This is a genomic window from Paraclostridium sordellii, from assembly GCF_000953675.1.
GTDB classification, from domain to species: domain Bacteria; phylum Bacillota; class Clostridia; order Peptostreptococcales; family Peptostreptococcaceae; genus Paraclostridium; species Paraclostridium sordellii.
Genome location: NZ_LN679998.1, coordinates 2,089,206 through 2,107,434, shown reverse-complemented (window position 1 = coordinate 2,107,434; position 18,229 = coordinate 2,089,206). Strand labels below are relative to the sequence as shown.

15 protein-coding genes are annotated in these 18,229 nt (G+C 28.4%); 10 read left to right on the top strand and 5 right to left on the bottom strand.

Translation table 11 applies throughout. The features are described from left to right. Window positions 1-203: 203 nt before the first annotated feature. The 3 genes from baiCD to ATCC9714_RS10070 all read right to left on the bottom strand — a co-directional run bounded on the left by baiCD (window position 204) and on the right by ATCC9714_RS10070 (window position 3,986). Complete coding sequence (baiCD, locus tag ATCC9714_RS10080) at window positions 204-2,132, bottom strand: bile acid Fe-S flavoenzyme BaiCD (protein ID WP_057545185.1); 1,929 nt, start codon at window positions 2,130-2,132, stop codon at window positions 204-206. A gap of 58 nt (window positions 2,133-2,190) precedes the next feature. After that, window positions 2,191-2,937: an SDR family NAD(P)-dependent oxidoreductase gene (locus tag ATCC9714_RS10075; RefSeq protein WP_021129533.1), complete on the bottom strand. Its 747-nt coding sequence runs from the start codon at window positions 2,935-2,937 to the stop codon at window positions 2,191-2,193. Window positions 2,938-3,212: 275 nt separating this feature from the next. After that, window positions 3,213-3,986: an IclR family transcriptional regulator gene (locus tag ATCC9714_RS10070; protein ID WP_057545184.1), complete on the bottom strand. Its 774-nt coding sequence runs from the start codon at window positions 3,984-3,986 to the stop codon at window positions 3,213-3,215. Between the two features lie 445 nt (window positions 3,987-4,431). Here ATCC9714_RS10070 and ATCC9714_RS10065 point away from each other — a divergent pair, with 445 nt between their 5' ends. The 7 genes from ATCC9714_RS10065 to ATCC9714_RS10035 all read left to right on the top strand — a co-directional run bounded on the left by ATCC9714_RS10065 (window position 4,432) and on the right by ATCC9714_RS10035 (window position 12,170). Next, window positions 4,432-6,417: an FAD-dependent oxidoreductase gene (locus tag ATCC9714_RS10065; protein ID WP_077065684.1), complete on the top strand. Its 1,986-nt coding sequence runs from the start codon at window positions 4,432-4,434 to the stop codon at window positions 6,415-6,417. Window positions 6,418-6,433: 16 nt separating this feature from the next. Further along, window positions 6,434-6,949, top strand: coding sequence for a nuclear transport factor 2 family protein (locus tag ATCC9714_RS10060; RefSeq protein WP_021125613.1), 516 nt, complete (start codon window positions 6,434-6,436; stop codon window positions 6,947-6,949). A 122-nt stretch (window positions 6,950-7,071) separates the two neighbouring features. After that, window positions 7,072-7,272: a cold-shock protein gene (locus ATCC9714_RS10055; RefSeq protein ID WP_021125612.1), complete on the top strand. Its 201-nt coding sequence runs from the start codon at window positions 7,072-7,074 to the stop codon at window positions 7,270-7,272. 158 nt (window positions 7,273-7,430) lie between these two features. Next, window positions 7,431-7,946 (top strand): CarD family transcriptional regulator, encoded by a 516-nt coding sequence (locus tag ATCC9714_RS10050; protein WP_054630474.1) that lies wholly within the window; start codon window positions 7,431-7,433, stop codon window positions 7,944-7,946. A 452-nt stretch (window positions 7,947-8,398) separates the two neighbouring features. Beyond that, window positions 8,399-9,742 carry a M20 family metallopeptidase gene (locus tag ATCC9714_RS10045; RefSeq protein WP_057545183.1) on the top strand — a complete coding sequence of 448 codons (1,344 nt, stop codon included), beginning with the start codon at window positions 8,399-8,401 and terminating at the stop codon, window positions 9,740-9,742. Window positions 9,743-9,769: 27 nt separating this feature from the next. Next, window positions 9,770-11,158 (top strand): YfcC family protein, encoded by a 1,389-nt coding sequence (locus ATCC9714_RS10040; RefSeq protein ID WP_057545182.1) that lies wholly within the window; start codon window positions 9,770-9,772, stop codon window positions 11,156-11,158. A 499-nt stretch (window positions 11,159-11,657) separates the two neighbouring features. After that, on the top strand, window positions 11,658-12,170 hold the full coding sequence (locus ATCC9714_RS10035; RefSeq protein WP_021125606.1) for a DUF3794 domain-containing protein: 513 nt from the start codon (window positions 11,658-11,660) through the stop codon (window positions 12,168-12,170). 60 nt (window positions 12,171-12,230) lie between these two features. Here the strand turns inward: ATCC9714_RS10035 and ATCC9714_RS10030 are convergent, their stop codons facing one another. Both ATCC9714_RS10030 and ATCC9714_RS10025 read right to left on the bottom strand, forming a co-directional pair. Next, window positions 12,231-13,820 (bottom strand): amidohydrolase, encoded by a 1,590-nt coding sequence (locus ATCC9714_RS10030; RefSeq protein ID WP_057545180.1) that lies wholly within the window; start codon window positions 13,818-13,820, stop codon window positions 12,231-12,233. A 177-nt stretch (window positions 13,821-13,997) separates the two neighbouring features. Continuing rightward, a complete protein-coding gene (locus tag ATCC9714_RS10025; protein WP_057545179.1) occupies window positions 13,998-14,552 on the bottom strand; it encodes a DUF6143 family protein in 555 nt (184 codons plus the stop codon). 180 nt (window positions 14,553-14,732) lie between these two features. Here ATCC9714_RS10025 and hisJ point away from each other — a divergent pair, with 180 nt between their 5' ends. The 3 genes from hisJ to ade all read left to right on the top strand — a co-directional run bounded on the left by hisJ (window position 14,733) and on the right by ade (window position 17,996). Then, on the top strand, window positions 14,733-15,524 hold the full coding sequence (gene hisJ / locus ATCC9714_RS10020) for a histidinol-phosphatase HisJ (RefSeq protein WP_057574253.1): 792 nt from the start codon (window positions 14,733-14,735) through the stop codon (window positions 15,522-15,524). A gap of 65 nt (window positions 15,525-15,589) precedes the next feature. After that, on the top strand, window positions 15,590-16,090 hold the full coding sequence (locus ATCC9714_RS10015) for a thioredoxin family protein (RefSeq protein ID WP_158012014.1): 501 nt from the start codon (window positions 15,590-15,592) through the stop codon (window positions 16,088-16,090). A 202-nt stretch (window positions 16,091-16,292) separates the two neighbouring features. Next, the gene (ade, locus tag ATCC9714_RS10010) at window positions 16,293-17,996 is read left to right on the top strand and encodes an adenine deaminase (RefSeq protein ID WP_057545177.1); all 1,704 of its coding nucleotides are present in this window, start codon (window positions 16,293-16,295) and stop codon (window positions 17,994-17,996) included. Window positions 17,997-18,229: the final 233 nt, after the last annotated feature.

The following is an 18,229-nucleotide window of genomic DNA, read 5'->3' as shown; positions in this document are numbered from 1 at the left end:
TTTAATAAAACTATATATAGTTTTATTAAAAATCTATAATATTTAAATTAGAGATTTGAGAAGTATATGGAGAAAATATTTAGAATAATTTTTAAGGTTTTAATAAAAATTATATACTGATTATAAAAATATCTTAAAAAGGATGCAAATAAATTATATTATAAATTTAGTTGCATCCTTTTTAAAGTAAAGTTAAAAATTAATTATACATTAAGTGCATTTTCACTATCTAAATTAAGTGAAATTTCAATACCTTCAAGAGTAGTATTTAAAGCTACACGAGGACTTTTTGCATCTCCAATGATATGGAAAGGTATTTCTAAATCTCTACATTTTAATTGAACATCTTCTAAAGCTACGGAAGTTGCACCAAGAGCAATTACTACAGCATCGCAATTAACACTATTTTCAGTTTCATCTTTAATATATACAACTTCATTTTCTTTTATTTCCATAATCTTAGCACTAGTAACTTGATTAACACCTATTACATACATGTTTTCAAGTATATTCATACTTCTAATCCAGCCTAAATCTCCACCCAATCTTTCGGCTTCATCAATAATAGTACATTTTATGCCTTTATTAGTTAAGTATTGAGCAGTTTCTAAGCCTACCATTTTTCCTCCAAGTATAACCACATTACCAGAAAGTTCAACATTACCAGATAAAACTTCTTCATAAGTAAATACGTTTTTACTTTCTATACCTTTTATTTTAGGTTTTGAAGCAACAGCACCAGTGGCTATTATTACTTCATCAGGATTAATTTTAGATACTAATTCAGGAGTTACAACAGTGTTTAATCTAACATCAACACATAAACGAGTAGCTTCTTTAGTTTCCCAATCAACAGCGTCAAGCATCTCACCTTTATATGGAGCAGATCCAGCTAAGTTAAATTGACCACCTAATTTATTGCTAGCTTCACATAAAATTGGATTATGACCTCTAACCTTTAGCATATTAGCAGTCATCATACCACCCATACCACCACCAGCTATTAAAACGGTTTTAGGATTAGTTGTTTTAGTAATAGGTTGACCTTCTTTACCAACCATAGGATTTCTCATACAAGTAATTGTAGGAATATTTGGATTCATTATAGAGTCAAAGCAACCCTTTAAGCAACCAACACATAAACGTATACTATCAGCTTTACCATCTTTTGCTTTATTACAGAATTCATGGTCTGTAATTTGACCACGACCTATGGCAACTAAATCGCATTTTTCTTCTTCTATAAATTTATTTGCTATTTCTGGATGATTGATTCTACCAACTCCAACAACAGGCATTTTAATAGCATCACGTATCTTTTTTACATTTTCGATGTTATACCCACGAGGAGTATCAATTGAAGGGACTTCATATTTTAAAGCTGCAGACTTGTTATTACCTCTTGAAATGTCAATTATATCAACACCTTCAGCTTTAGCCATCTTTAAAAACTCAATTACATCTTCTATAGTAAGTCCATTTTGAACATAATCATCTAGGGCATCTACACGCATAAATAAAGGCATAGTTTCTGGCATATTAGCACGCATGCTACGAATAACTTCAAGTGAAAATCTTGCTCTATTTTCTAAAGAACCACTATATTCATCATCACGTTTATTAAATGCAGCACTTAAGAATGTATGAGGAAGATAAGTATGGGCAGCATGGAATTCTATAGCATCACAACCAGCTGCTACCGCCATTTTAGTTGATTTTCCATAACAATTAACTATTTCTTTTATATCTTCATGAGTCATACCTTCTGTAACCATAGGAGTTCTATCCTTTGGAAGTAGGGCTATTGCAACTTGACCACCATGCCAAATTTGAACACCTATTTTACCACCAACATTATGTACGTTATCTATAAGGTTTTTCATACCTTTAAAATGTTCATCGTTATAAAGTGCTAAATAACCATTACCATGAGTACTTTTGTGTATAGCACAAACTTCAGTAAAGTTAAGTCCACAACCACCTTTTGCAATTGCTACGTGATAATCAATTAAATTTTGTGTAACGAGCCCAGTAGGAGAAGCCATTTTTGTCATCATTGCAGGTAGTATTACACGATTTTTTATTTCTAAATCTTTTATTTTAAATGGAGAAAATAAAGAATTATAGCTCATAATCATATCACCTTTCACTATTAAAATTTATTACTTAGTTATATTTTATATTTAAAAATTACATTACAATTCCACCATCAATATTTAATGTTGCACCAGTTGTATATGAAGAATCTTCTGAGGCAAGATATACATAAGCTCCAGCCATTTCATAAGGCTCAGCCATTTTTCCAAGTGGAGTCATTTGCTTCATATATTCAACCATTTGGTCTGTAACAAATTCTTTTACCATTTCAGTAGCAACAGAACCAGGAGCAACGGCATTAACTCTTATATTGTACTTACCAAGTTCTCTAGCAAATGATCTTGTAAGACCATTTACAGCAAATTTAGAAGCAGTATAAGCACATTGTCTACCAGCACCATTTACACTTACCAAAGAACTTGTATTAATTATATTACCCCCATGGTCTTTCATGATTTTAACAGCAGCTCTTGTACAACGGAATACTCCTGTAACATTTATGTCCATAACTTTTTCAAATTCTTCATCTGTCATTAAGTCAACATCTTTTGTAGCTGTAATCCCAGCATTATTGACTAGTATGTCAACATAGCCCCATTTATCAACTACTTGTTTGAACATTTCGTTGATTTCATCACTACTTGACATGTTTGCGTGAACTGCCATAACTTCGGAATTAGGATATTTTTCTTGGATAAGATTTAGTGCTTTATTTGCAGTTTCAGCTTTACTTCCACATATTGCGACTTTAGCACCTTCTTTGATATATCTATCAACTATAGCAAAACCAATACCACGTGATCCACCAGTAACGATTGCAACTTTATTTTTTAGTTTCATAAAATTAATTCCTTTCAAGTTTATTTTATATGGTAATTACAAAACAATTACATGGATTTATGAACTAGATAAGATAAAATAAAACTAAAAATTTAAAGTGATAAATAAATTTTTATTCAATTAATAGAATTGAGTATTCAAAATAATTAGATTATTAGAAATGATTAAACTTTTCAAAACAACTATTGAGATAATCGTAAGATATGTAATTTAAATTGTCAATAAATTTTTATAGAAAATTAAAAAAGCTGCAAAATTTAATATTTGCAACTTCTTTAGTGATTAGAAATTAAATCAGATATTGTTTTTGAAATATCTAATAAATCTTCAATAATATCTTGTTTATGAAATTTATTTAAGTAAGATTTGTGTCCATATATGCTAAGTGTTGCTATAGCTTTTCCGTTATTTAAAATAGGTGCACAGTAACAAACTTCATCAAAGTGATACTCCCCAGATTCATAAGCATACCCATCATTTTTTACCTTTTTTAAGTAATTAACTAAATCATCAATATTTGTAAAAAAGTTATCCTTAAATCTACTAGTAGATACTTTTGAAAGGTAAACTTGTATGGCTTTATTAGAAGATTCTAATTGACAGTTATAAGCTAACATACAATGAGCCACTGCAGGACGATAAGCCTCACAATTTAGAGGATCATTATGTAGTGAATAAAAAGTTGTAGTGTAGTAACCAGAATAGTTCCCTATCACAAAAACATTTGAACCTTCAATTACAGATAAAGAAACTGAACTATTGTACTTTTCTGCTAAAAATGCCATATATGGTCTTGAAGTAGTAGCTATTGGTAGGTTATTAGCAGCTGAAAATCCAAGAACAAGTGCTTTATTACCTATAGTATAAAGACCTGTTTTAGGGTCTTTTGATAAAAAATCTTTTTGATACATTGTTGTTAAAGTTCTATGAACAGTACTTCTATGTAAGTTCATAACTTCAGCAATAGAAGAAACGGACATTTTGCCACCGTTGGAATTAATAAGATTTAACATATCTAAAGCCCTATCTAAACTTTGTAGAGAAGACAAAATTATACAAACCCCTTTCAAAATATATAATTTTTTATTATAGTATAGCATAATTTAATGAAGATTTAAAAAATAATAAAAATATATTCCATATAGCGCAACACATAGAAATAAATAACTGTTAAATAATTTGAAAAACAAACTGAAAGTGTAATCCAAATACCAAATTTACAGTATATTAATAATTTTTCATATGAAAATATTAAAAAATAATGTTGCGATATATGGAAAGTATTGATAGAATAAAATTGAAATATATTTTAATCATTTAAAATCTTATTATTTTCAATAAAATTCAAAACAGTTACATTTTAATCAATTCAAATACAATCATATTAAATTCAATTAATTCGAAACAATAAAATTAAAAATAACCAAATTCGAGATAATTACACCTAATTAAATTCAAAACAACTATTAAAATTTATTTAGGGGAGAAGTAATTATGGATAATTTCAAACTATATACACCAATTAACATAGGCAATGTTGAAATAAAAAATAGAGTTTTAATGGCACCTATGAGCCTTGGTTATGAAGAAAAAGATGGAAATGTAAGTTCTAGACTTAAAGACTTCTGGGTTGAAAGAGCTAGGGGTGGCGTAGGTCTTATTATTGTAGATGCAGTTACAGTAGATAGTTCAGTTCCATATTTAGGATTTACAATTAGCTTAGGAGAAGATAAGTTTATTCCTACATTTAAAGACTTTGTAGATGAAATTCATGCAAATGGTTCAAAATTATTTCCTCAAATTACACATCCAGGACCCGAATCTATATCATGGATGTTTGGTAAAACACCAGTAGCTTCTTCAAACTATATAAATGGTTTAGGAAAATCAGTTAGAGAACTTAAAGTAGAAGAGATTGAAGCTATAATTGAACTATATGGTGATGCTGCAAGAAGAGCTAAAGAAGCAGGTTGCGATGGAGTAGAGTTTCACTGTGCCCATGCATATATGTTAGCTGGTTCTTTTTTATCACCACTTAGAAATAAAAGAACAGATTGCTACGGAGGTAATTTAGATGGTAGAGCTAAATTTGCCTTTGATGTAATTAAAAATATAAAGAAAAAAGCTGGAGATGATTTTCCTATACTGATGAGAATCTCAGGAGATGAAAGAGTATTAGGTGGAAACACATTAAATGATATGTTGTATTTAGTACCTAAATTTGTAGAAGCTGGAGTAGATGCTTTTGAAATTTCTGGAGGTACTCAATATGAGTTGTGTTGGAAAATAATTCCTTGCCACTATGAATCACCAGGAGTAAACATAAAAGAAGCTGAAGCTATTAAAAAAGTTTCTAAGGTACCTGTGTTTGTAGTTGGGAAGATTAATGATATAAAACTTGGTGAAAGCTTAGTTGAAAGAGATGTTGTAGATGGAGTAGTATTTGGTAGACCTTTACTTGCTGATTCTCAACTTGTAAATAAAGGATTTGAAGGAAGGTATGAAGACATAAGGCCATGTGCAAGTTGTGGGGGACCTTGTATAACAAGAGAAAGATCCAATCCAGTTGCAAAATGTGCAATAAACCCTGAACTTGGTCGTGAAAAAGAGATGGCTATTACAGAAGCGAAAATAAAGAAAAATGTAGTAATAGTAGGTGGTGGGCCAGCTGGATTAGAAACTGCAAGAATTGCAGCTAAAAGAGGTCACAAAGTTACTTTAGTTGAAAAGTCAGACAGACTTGGAGGGCAAATAAATCTTGCAGCTATTCCCCCGTATAAACAAGATTTAACAAGATGGGTTAAATACTTAAAAACTCAAGTTGAAAAATCTAATGTAGAAGTGAAATTAAACACAGAAGCAACAGCAAAATATATAAAAGAATTAAATGCAGATGTATGTATTATTTCAACTGGTTCAACTCCGTTTGTACCAAAAGTAAAAGGAATAGAAAATGTTGACGTTGTAACAGGTAGTGATGTGTTATCTGCAAGAGTTAAAGATGCAATACATGGAAAGGTTCTTGTAGTTGGAGGGAGTCTTGTAGGATGTGAAGTTACGGAAACAATATTACACAATGCAGTAGGACCTGTCCAAATTCATATTATTGAAATGTTAGGTGAAATTGCACCAGGTCTATGTCCAAATAATAAAGTACCTCTTATGAAAATGCTTAATGAAAAAGGCGTTGTAATGAGTACCAATACAAAACTTTTAGAAGTTACAGAAGGTGGTACTGGCGTTATAGTTGAAAAAGATGGAAAAGAAGAAGTTCTAAGTGGATTTAGTAAAATAATTTTCTGTTGTGGTGCAAAACCAGTAAATAATTTAGCAGAAGAACTAAAAGACGTTGAAGTGCACATTATAGGAGATGCCAATAAACCAGGACAAGTGCATCATGCTGTTGAAGCAGGTTCGATACTTGCAAGAAAAATAGGTAATGTAGAAAATCCAGATAGAGAAAAATCATTTGTAAATTAAAAAAGGGGGAGATAGTATGAGTACGATTGAAAATCTAGAACAAAGGTTAATAGAAATGGAAAAGGAAATTACAAGACTTAAAGATATAGAATCTATAAAAAACTTAAAGGGAAAATACCTACGTTGTTTAGATTCCAAACTATGGGATACAATAGGAGAATGTTTTTGTGAGGATGTAACTACAAGTTACTCAGGCGGAAAACTTTCTTTTACAGGGAAAGAAGAAGTTGTAAATTTCTTTAGATCTTGTATGCCACCAGAACATATAACTATGCATCAATGCCATACTCCTGAAATCGAGTTTGAAAGTGATACTGTAGCTTTTGCATATTGGTATTTAGGAGATAACTTAATATTATTAGATAGAAATATTGGAATTAGAGGGGGAGCATTCTATCGTGAAAGCTATGAAAAAGTTAATGGTGAGTGGAAGATAAAGACAATTGGATATAAGCGTACATTTGAAGAAAGATGGGATAGACATGATCCAAAAAGTGTAAAAATTACTTATAATATGCATAGTAAAGAATAAAATATATATTTAAAAGAAATAATAAAGCTAGCTAAATTCTATTATTTGTGCTATAATAAATATTGTAGAAATACAAAAGTAAATCAAGAATAATCTTGATCGGTTTATAGGAGAAAGTCAACATGACTAATGGAACAGTAAAATGGTTTAACAATGAAAAAGGTTTTGGATTTATATCAGTAGAAGGTGGAGATGATGTATTTGCTCATTTCTCAGCTATACAAACTGATGGATTCAAATCATTAGAAGAAGGTCAAAGAGTAAGCTTTAATGTAGTTAAAGGTGCTAGAGGTCCTCAAGCTGAAAACATAACTATATTATAATATATATATTGTTTTTAAAGATCCTTACGAGGGTCTTTTTTTATACCTATGACATATAAATTAATTTTTATGATTTAAAAATAGAGATATAAGGCAATTGAATGCATTGGATTTTATTTTTGTATATAGAATATAAAGGAAGATGGGAGATGTAGAGTATGTATAAAATTGGAGATTATATTATTTATGCTAATGATGGTGTGTGTGAAGTAGAAGATATAGGTGTACTCAATATTCCAGGGATAGATAAACAAAAAATTTATTATACACTTAAGCCAGTATATGAAAATGGGAAAATTTTCACACCAGTAGATACAAATATATTTATGAGAAGTCTTATTACCTATGAAGAAGTTCAAAATTTGATTAAAAGCATTCCTTATATAGAGGAGAATAAATGTGATGAAAAGAATTCCAGATCATTACAAATGTATTATAAAAATCTCTTACAGACTCATGAATGCTCAGATTTATTAACCTTACTATCAGGTATTTATGATAAAAAAGCTAAGGCTATGAATAGTGGAAAGAAGCTTGGACAAATAGATGATAGGTTTATGAAAGCAGCTGAAGGTTTAATTAATGATGAATTCTCATTAATTTTAGGTATACCTAGAGAAGATATAGGCGATTATATAAGAGAGAAAATAAAAGGGTATGAAAATAAACAATAACACCATAAATAATTAATATATGGATTTACCAGATTATAAAATACACATCTATATGCTCAATTGTAGAATCCTTACCCTTGTTAGTTTAAACATCGATAAAATAAGGTATTAAACTCTTATATTTTAAGTCTACAATATCTAAATATTAATAGATATAGGTTAAACGGTATTTATGAGTAAAAAATTTTTAGTGTAGATAATTATTAAAAAAGAATATAAGAATTAGATATTTAATCAAAAAGATTTTATATAGTTAACCATCGAGAATAACATTATTCTTGATGGTTTTTTATTTTAAAAATAGTTTTTATAGATTTAATAAACTCAAAATAACAAAATGAATATAACTACAAAATATGTCAAGAAAATTCAAAAAAATTAGAAAATGAAGGTAATAATTTCTACTAAACTATGCTATAATTTCATTAAAGTAATGATAAAGGGGGCTCTATATGAAAGCAAAAATTAAGCAAAGAGTAGCTGAGTTGGAGATGGATATAATAAAGTCAATCCAAGATAGTGTAAAAATACCTAGTGTAATAGGTCAGACAACGAATGAGTATCCATTTGGAAAAGAAGTAGATAAAAGTTTGAAACAAACATTGAAATTGTGTGAATCTTTAGGATTTAAGACTGTATATAAAGATGGGTATTATGGATATGCAGAAATTGGAGAGGGTGAAGAATTAATAGGAATATTAGGTCACTTAGATGTAGTTCCAGAAGGAAAACTAGAAAGTTGGGTTCATCCACCTTATGAAGGCGTAATAGAAGATGGAAAACTTTATGGAAGAGGAACTCAAGATGACAAAGGACCAACGATAGCCTGTATATATGCAGTAAAAGCTCTTATGGATTTAAGTGTAGAGTTTAATAAAAGGATAAGGTTTATATTTGGAACAGATGAAGAAAACCTTTGGAGAGACATTGCAAAGTATAAAGAGAATGGCGAAGAAATACCTGATTATGGATTTACACCAGATTCTAAATTTCCTATGATAAATGCAGAAAAAGGTCTCTTACAAGTTTATTTGAGTTGTGAAAATTTATCAAATATAAAATTAAAATGTGGTAGAGCGCTAAATTCTGTTCCAGACAGAGCTGAATATTGTGGTGAAAGTGCAGAAAAGCTTAAGTCAGAGCTTGAAAAGTTGGGATTTGAATATACTTTTGAAGATAATAAAGTATGTGTAATAGGAAAGAGTGTACATTCAGCTATATCAGATGCAGGAATAAATGCTATAGCAAGGCTTTGTATAGCGCTTAATAATATAGGTGAAAAATCAAATACGATAGAATTTATAGCAAAGGTTATAGGGCAAGATGCAAATGCTAATAATATTTTAAAAAATTGTATGGATGAAGTATCAGGAAAGTTAACATTTAATATAGGAAAGTTAGAGCTTAATGATGAAGTTGAAAACTTAGGAATTGATATAAGAATACCTGTTACATATAAAAAAGAAGATATAGTAGGTAACTTAAAAAAGATATGTAGTGAATATAATTTAGAATATAGAGAACATGATTGGTTAGATTCTATATATGTACCTGCTGATAATTTTTTAGTAAAAAATTTAAGAAAAGTCTTTGAAGAAGAAACAGGACTTGATTCAACTCCACTTTCATCAGGAGGAGCTACATTTGCAAGGGCACTTGATAACTGTGTTGCATTTGGATGTGTTTTCCCAGGAAAACCTAAAACAGAACACCAGGCTAATGAATATATAGAGATAGAAGATATAATGAAAGCAACAAAAATTTACTCATTAGCAGTATATGAATTATTAAAATAGTATAAATACATGGGGGATAGATAGAGCATGGGAAAGAAAAAGAAGTTTCATATACCACACACATTTACAATAATATTTGCATTAATAGTAGTTATGGCTGGATTGACCTGGATAGTTCCAAGTGGAGAGTTTGCAAGAGAAGACGTTAATGGAAAGAGTGTTGTAGTACCAGGTACGTATCAAGAAGTAAAACCATCTCCTCAGGGGATAGATGATATATTTACAGCACCTATACATGGGTTTGTAGATGCAGCTGAAGTTGTTGGATTTGTATTATTAGTTGGAGGAGCATTTGGTATAGTAAACAAAACTGGAGCTATAGAATCTGGTATTGGGCATGCCGTATCAAAAATGAGAGGATTACAGTTTTTAATTATTCCAATGTCCATGATTTTATTTGGACTTGGGGGAACCACATTTGGAATGTGTGAAGAAACATTGCCATTTTATATGATATTTATACCACTTATGACAAGTTTAGGATATGATTCTTTAACAGGAATAGCTGTTGTATTTATGGGAGCGGCGACAGGTACTGCTGCATCCACAATAAATCCATTCTCTGTGGGTACTGCACAAGCCCTTGCAGGTATAGCTCCAGGGTCTGGAATTGAGTATAGAGCATTAATATTTGTTGCTTTAATGGCTATATCCATAACATTTGTTATGTTATATGCCAATAGAGTTAAAAAAGATCCTAAGAAATCTATTGTCTATGAATTAGATAAGAAAAATAGAGAACACTTTGTAATGGATAGTTCGGGAATAAAGAAATTTACTAAGAAGGAATTATCAGTTTTAGTAGTATTTGTAGTTGGAATGATGTATATGGTATATGGAGTTATAGTTAAAGGATGGTATATTCCAGAAATTGCTATGATATTCTGTATAATAGGATTATTATCAGGAATTCTTGGAGGATTAAAGCAAGACGAGATAGTTACATCTTTTATAGGAGGATCAAAAGATTTAATTTCAGCAGCTCTTGCAATTGCTTTAGCACGTGGAATTGTTATAATAGCCCAAGAGGGTCATATAATAGATACTATATTAAATTCAGCGGCAGGATTCTTAGGAGAACTACCAAAAGCTGTATTTATAAATTTAACTTTATTCTTAGAAAATTTATTAGCATTTTTAATACCATCATCTTCAGGGCTAGCATCACTTACAATACCAGTATTAGCACCGCTTGGAGATTTAGTTGGAGTTTCAACTCAAGAAATAGTAACAGCTTATCAGTTTGGTACAGGATTTACAAATATGATAACTCCAACATCGGGAGTATTAATGGGAGCTTTAGCAGTTGCCAGAATTCCTTGGGATAAATGGGTAAGATTTGTTGCACCATTACTAGCGATAATAGTAGTAGCAGGTATGACATTCTTAACATTAGGGCTATATATAGGATTTTAATATTTGTTAGGAATAAAAATATATAGAGACATATAATTTTATTTAAAATGATTTGAAAAACAGGATACCTAAATTTTAGGTATCCTATTTTTAATGAATCAAAGTAATCATTACAAATATAGAAAATAAAAATACAACTAGTATATTAAACCACTTATAAAGAACTAGTATAGCTATATATTCACGTATTAAAGCGCTAGGTAAAAAGTAAAATGCAGTAGGGGAGCCAACTCCATTAGTTTTTAATTTAGCTTTTCTTGCAAATATTGAAGCTCTGAATACATGATAGCTAGTAGTTACAAAATATAATAATTAGGGCCTAATTAGGTATTGAGTAATCGGTAATGTAAATAATTTTAATGTTGATATTGCCTTTAAAATACTAAATATATTTATTTAAAAGCCTTATGCAATAACAAATTATATTTAATTTGCATATTATATAAATAAACTTATTAGATAAGATTATTAAGACATAAATTTAAGGGGGAGGTTGAAGATGTTCGGAGATATATGTATAACAGGAATTACACCTCTAGATAAATATCCTAATTCGAAATGTAAAAAATATTATAAGCAGTGTTTAAACAATATTATATTATGTTTACCAGATGAGAAACCAGAAATCGAATGTATAAATGAAATCTATGCAAAATTATGTGTAGATGAGTATACTGTTTTAAATACAATATTAGGGCCAAAAGTATTTGTTAAAGGAAGAAAAAATATAAAGATAATTTATACTGCAAATAATTGTCAACATTCGCTTCATTCTGCTCATTGGGAGGTTCCTTTTTGCGAGTTTGTACTGATTAAGGATATTTGCTATAATGAGTGTCAAAATATTCTTGATGATGTGTTTATTGGACTAGAGCATATATGTGTTAATGAAATAGAGGAAAATTTTATTAATCTTTCGTTGCTATTTATTATTTGCCCTAAAATATGTGATTTTGATTATTGTCAAGATTGCAGACATCATTGTACAAATAACCCAAGATGGAAAGATTGATATAGATATTAAATATTTAGGATATAAAAATAACCGGGATGATCAATACCCCGGTTATTTTTATGCCCTAAATATTGTATTACCTTCTTTTATAGTCTCCAATATCTTAATATTTCTGATTTCCATTTTATTGACTTTTAAAGGATTTTTATCTAATATAACTAAATCAGCTAGTTTACCTTCTTTGATACTACCTTTTATATCTTCTTCAAAGTATTGATAAGCAGAATTTATAGTGACTGCTTTTAGTGCTTCTAAAGTAGATATTCTTTCAGCTTCACCGAGTAAAACTCCATTTTTAGTTACTCTGTTAACTGCACACCAAATGGTTTCTAGCATATCAGGTTCTATTACAGGTGAATCTTGGTGGAACGTAAATTTTATTTCCTTTTTTAAGGCTGAATTAGCTAAACTTATTTTACTTGCTCGTTCAAATCCAAAGTTTTTAATATGAATGTCACCCCAGTGATAAACATGAGCAATAAAAAATGAAGGAATCATACCTAAATCATGAACATCATCTAATTGCTCAGTTGGGAGAAGTTGAGCATGAACTATAACAGGTCTAATATCATTATTTAAATTACAGTTTTTCTTTGCATTTTTATATTGAGTTATATATTGATAACTGGCTGCATCTCCATTACAGTGTGCTAATAATTGTAGGTTATTTTTTAGAGATAGCTCTATATATTTTTCTAAGTTTTCATCACTATGAATAGGATAACCCCTATAACCGTCAGTTGAATTTTTATAAGGATTTAGCATATAAGCAGTACGACTTTGAGGTGAACCATCTAAAAATACTTTATATCCTCCTATTTTAAAACGGTTAACGTAGTTTTTTATACAATCATCAAAATCTTTTAATAAACTATCTGACTGCTGTACATCTATATATCCAATATAATCTAGTTCTAGCATTTTAGTTTCTTTTATGTAATTTAAAATATTACTCATTAAGGGAACAATCATCCCTTCTTGCATAGTAGTTATACCAAAAGATTTATATTTTTCTTGAGCCTTTTTAATTGACCATATTATTTCATCAAAGGATGGCATAGGTATTTTTTGGACATATTGTATGAAAGCATTTTCTTCAAGGTATCCTGTAGGTTTATTATTTTTTTTATATATAATTCCTCCCTCGGGATTTTGAGTTTCACTGGTTATATTCAAATCTTTTAACCCAAGGGAATTTAAAACACCACTATGACCAGATTGATGTTTTATTACCAATGGATTATTTGGAGCAGCTTTATCAAGTATTTCTTTTGTAGGGCTTATTTTTTCATCTAGATTATTATGATCGTAATTAGCTGCTGTAATCCATTTACCTCTAGGTATATTATTTTCTATAATAAAGTTTTGAATAATTTTAATTATGTCATTAAAATTAGTAGCATTTTCTAAAGATGGCTGAAGGAATGTTTGAGAGTATGCAAAAAAATGACTATGAGCATCTATAAATGAAGGCATTAAAGTTTTACCTTGTAAATCTATAATTTCTACATTAGTATCAGCAACTCTTAAAATATCTTCTTTATTTCCAACCTTATATATTTTACCATCTCTAACTAAAATTGCTTTAGCATATAAATCTTTTTCTAATGTTAATATATCTCCATTAAAATATAGAGTTTCTTTCATAAAACCATCTCCTAAAGTATTTTTTTAGTCTATATTTAATAAACATATTATATTTATATACCATTATTATATAATTAAAAAGTTTTATTATAAAAAAATTTAAATATATAGTAAAAGAGTATGTATAATTAATTATACACACCCTAAAAGTAAAAAATTTATATAAATAAATTTATACTATAACTTATAGTTTGTACAAATTTGTTCTTCCCACCAACCAAAAGCAACTATAAAACTTTTATTATTTAAACTAGATGATACAGAAGAAATACCTTCCAGAAAAACAAGTAGTGATTGTCCAGGAGGAATAATTATTTGTCCACCATCTATAACTAATGTTGAAGTTTGAGGAATAATTCTAGTAAATATAGGTACACCATTATAAATTTGTAAATCATATCCAGACTGATATTGTATTATGCCTTTATTATGTGGAGTAGGAACTATACTTAGATTAGTACAGCTAATTAAGTAGCTAGTTGTATTTAAGGTTTGATTTGAATGAACATAAAATTCAGCTGAAAAATTATCTTGTAAAAGATTTGTGACTGTTATAGCATTTATATATAAATTTACATATGAACATCTTGGATTTACTAGTGCAATTAAAGCTGTTGAGCTATTAGCATTTAATTGAGGTGTTTGACCTATAAAATACCTTCCTTGTTCTGATTGATATAAGGGGTAAGGTATAGGCAATTCAGTTTTGATAGTTTCGGATTTACATGACATCTAATCACCTAAAATATATATTTTTAGAGAAAAAAATTCCCTTATTGCATAGTATTCAAAACATAGACAAAATGTTAAAAAATAAAAGCTTTTATTTATAAACTTTAATACAAATTAAACTATGAAAGTTATAATATAAATTAAGGATAAAACAAATTAGAGTATAAAAAGGAGGCATATATGAGAGACGGACATATACATTCACCTTATTGTCCTCATGGAAGTACAGATTCTTTTGAGGAATATATAAATAAAGCTATACAATTAGGTTTAAGTGAAATAACATTTACAGAACACTTACCTCTACCAAGCAATTTTAAAGATCCATCACCAAAACAGGATAGTGGTATGGATGAAAATTTTATAATGGACTATTTTGATGAGTTGATATTTTTAAAAGAAAAATACAAAGATAAGATAAAGATAAATATAGGAATAGAAGTAGATTTTATAGAAGGATATGAAAAAGAGGTAAAAGAAAAGTTAGATAAATATGGGAAATACTTAGATGATTCTATTTTATCCGTACATATGTTAAAAATTAATGATGAATATTACTGTATAGATTTTAGTGTTGAGGAATTTGAGAAAGTTATTAATTTACTTGGGAATATAGAAAATGTATATAATAAATATTATCAAACTTTGAAATTAGCTATAAATAGCAATTTGGGAAAATACAAACCAACTAGAATAGGACATTTAAACTTGGTTAGAAAGTATAATCAAAAATTTCCATTTGATTATTCAAATAATAAGAATTTAGAAGAAGTTGTTAAACTTTTAAAAGAAAAAAACTATGAAGTTGACTTTAATATTTCAGGTTTAAGAAAACCTTATTGTAAAGAGTCCTATATAAATGGGTATTTACTTAAATTAATAAAAAAATATAATATAAAGTTTGTTTTAGGTTCAGATTCTCATAGTTCAAAAGATATAGAAAGTATTAAAGGTTTTAATGAAAATTTATAAATTAAAATAAAATTGTTTCATATATTATATATATGAAACAATTTTATTTTAGGGGGAAGTTTATAGTGTTAAAAAAGCTATTTGAAAGTGGATATGAATTTGAACAAGAATTTTATCAATCAGATTTAAAATACCAAGAAAAAGCTAATGACTATGAAAAAAATATGGAGATATCTAAAGAAATTATAGATAAAGTAAAATCAATAGATAAAGAGATAAATATACTAGGATTTTCAGAATTATGGTGTCCAGATTGTCAGATAAACTTAGTTGTTATGAAATACTTAACTACATTGAATCCAAATATAAAATTAAGGCTTCAACCAAGAGAAGGTAATGAGGAATTTATGAAAAAACATAGTGATGATGGAAGAATTAAAATACCGATGTTTATATATTTAAACAGCAATTTTGAAAAAATAGGATCTTTTATAGAATTCCCAAGTATTGTAAAAATCGTAGAAAATGGAGACAATCAAGTTGAAAAAATAAAAGTAAAAAAACTTTATAGAAAAGGAAGTTATATGGAACAAACCATAATTGATTTTTTAAACATTTTAAAATAAATATTAAAAAGCTACTAAAAGTATTAGAAAGTACTAACTAATACATTTTTAGTAGCTTTTATTTTGATTAGAATTTTCTAAAAATTCATTAAATGATAAAAATAAGTATAGACAATTAAATTTAAAAAGTGTATTATTAGAATAATTTATTCGGATTATATATATAAAATATTTATCAATATTACATTTTGGGAGGTTTAATATGAATTTAATAGACACTAGTATGAAGAGAAAAAAAGCAGAGTTGGTTTTGAAAAATGCTAATATAGTAAATGTTTTTTCTCATGAAATTATAAAAGGGGATGTAGCTATAGAAAGCGGAACTATAGTTGGAATAGGAAATTATGAAGGCATAGACACTATAGATTTAGATGGAAAATATATAACACCAGGTTTTATTGATCCTCATGTTCATATAGAATCATCTATGGTTTCGCCTGTTGAATTTTCAAAGGCTATAGTTCCAAGAGGGACTACAACAATAATAACAGATCCTCATGAAATTGCCAACGTATGTGGATTAGCGGGAGTTGAATATATATTACAAGAAAGTGAAAAAACTCCTTTAGAGATATATTTAATGTTACCGTCTTGTGTACCAGCAACTGATTTTGAAAACTCAGGGGCAAAACTTGAGGCTAAGGAATTAGAAAAATATATTAATCATGATAAAGTTTTAGGGCTTGGAGAAATGATGAACTATCCAGGGGTAGTAAATAAAGATAAAGTAGTTGTTGATAAACTAGATTTAGCAAAGAAATATAACAAATATATAGATGGACATGTTCCAAATATAAATAATGAAGGATTAAATGCATATGTTACAAGTGGAATAACTACAGATCATGAATGTTTTACAGTTGAAGAGATGATTGAAAAAATAAGACTTGGAATGTATATAATGATAAGGGAAGGTTCAGCAGCAAGAAATTTAGAAGCTTTAATAAAGGGTGTAAATAACTTTAATTATCAAAGATGTTTATTCTGTACAGATGATAAACATCCACAAGATATATTAAACAATGGACATATAGATAATAATATAAGAATGGCTATAAAATATGGAATTGATCCTATAATGGCTATACAGATGGCTACTATAAATGTAGCAAATTGTTACAATTTAAAAACTATAGGAGCAATAGCACCAGGATATAAAGCCGATATAGTCGTTGTAGATAATTTACAAGACTTTAATGTTTTAAAGGTATTTAAAGATGGAAAACTAGTAGGAGAGAATAAAAAATTCCTATTTGATTTAACAAAATCAGATAGTTCAAGTGTTACAAATACTGTTCAAATAGGAAAAATTACAAAAGAGGATTTAGAAATCAATATAAAAGATAATAAAGCTAATGTAATTGGGTTACTTCCTCATAACTTAATTACAGAGAAATTAGTTAGGAATGTAGATACAAAAGATGGAAAATTTGAATTTAATAAAAATATTGATATATTAAAGCTTGTAGTAATTGAAAGACATACAAATAAAAAGAGCATAGGTATTGGACTAGTTGAAAACTTTAAACTTAAGAATGGGGCTATAGCATCAACTGTGGCTCATGACTCTCATAATATAATAGTTGTTGGAGATAATGACGAAGATATAATTAATGCAGTAGATGAAATAAAAAGAATTGGAGGAGGATTAGCTATATCTTCAAATAATGAAATTTTAGATAGCCTAAGTCTTCCAATAGCAGGTTTAATGAGTGATAAAGATATAAGCTTTGTAAGTGAAAAGTTAGATGGGATGCTTGAAATTGCATATGAAAAATTAAGTGTAAGTAAAGATATTGAACCATTTATGACATTAGCGTTTTTAGCATTACCTGTAATACCTCATATAAAAATTACAGATAAAGGGTTATTTGATGTTGATAAATTTGAATTTATACAAGTATAAATAAAATAATAGACAAATAATTAAATATATACATATCGAAGATATATGCTTAAAAAATAAGTTTTATCTACGATATGTATTTTTTATAAAAATTTTAAAAAAGTAAATAATTGATTTAAAGAGTTAAATCTTCTACATAAAGTTAAAATATATGTTGCTATTTTCAATATCTTATTTATCTTTTTATTAATAATATTAATCGTATAAATTTTCCTAATTTAAATTTGAATATA

Coding starts and splice junctions, on each gene's coding strand:
- baiCD (WP_057545185.1), bottom strand. CDS start 2,132: ATGAGCTATAATTCTTTATTTTCTCCATTTAAAATAAAAGATTTAGAA.
- ATCC9714_RS10075 (WP_021129533.1), bottom strand. CDS start 2,937: ATGAAACTAAAAAATAAAGTTGCAATCGTTACTGGTGGATCACGTGGT.
- ATCC9714_RS10065 (WP_077065684.1), top strand. CDS start 4,432: ATGGATAATTTCAAACTATATACACCAATTAACATAGGCAATGTTGAA.
- ATCC9714_RS10060 (WP_021125613.1), top strand. CDS start 6,434: ATGAGTACGATTGAAAATCTAGAACAAAGGTTAATAGAAATGGAAAAG.
- ATCC9714_RS10055 (WP_021125612.1), top strand. CDS start 7,072: ATGACTAATGGAACAGTAAAATGGTTTAACAATGAAAAAGGTTTTGGA.
- ATCC9714_RS10050 (WP_054630474.1), top strand. CDS start 7,431: ATGTATAAAATTGGAGATTATATTATTTATGCTAATGATGGTGTGTGT.
- ATCC9714_RS10045 (WP_057545183.1), top strand. CDS start 8,399: ATGAAAGCAAAAATTAAGCAAAGAGTAGCTGAGTTGGAGATGGATATA.
- ATCC9714_RS10040 (WP_057545182.1), top strand. CDS start 9,770: ATGGGAAAGAAAAAGAAGTTTCATATACCACACACATTTACAATAATA.
- ATCC9714_RS10035 (WP_021125606.1), top strand. CDS start 11,658: ATGTTCGGAGATATATGTATAACAGGAATTACACCTCTAGATAAATAT.
- ATCC9714_RS10030 (WP_057545180.1), bottom strand. CDS start 13,820: ATGAAAGAAACTCTATATTTTAATGGAGATATATTAACATTAGAAAAA.
- ATCC9714_RS10025 (WP_057545179.1), bottom strand. CDS start 14,552: ATGTCATGTAAATCCGAAACTATCAAAACTGAATTGCCTATACCTTAC.
- hisJ (WP_057574253.1), top strand. CDS start 14,733: ATGAGAGACGGACATATACATTCACCTTATTGTCCTCATGGAAGTACA.
- ade (WP_057545177.1), top strand. CDS start 16,293: ATGAATTTAATAGACACTAGTATGAAGAGAAAAAAAGCAGAGTTGGTT.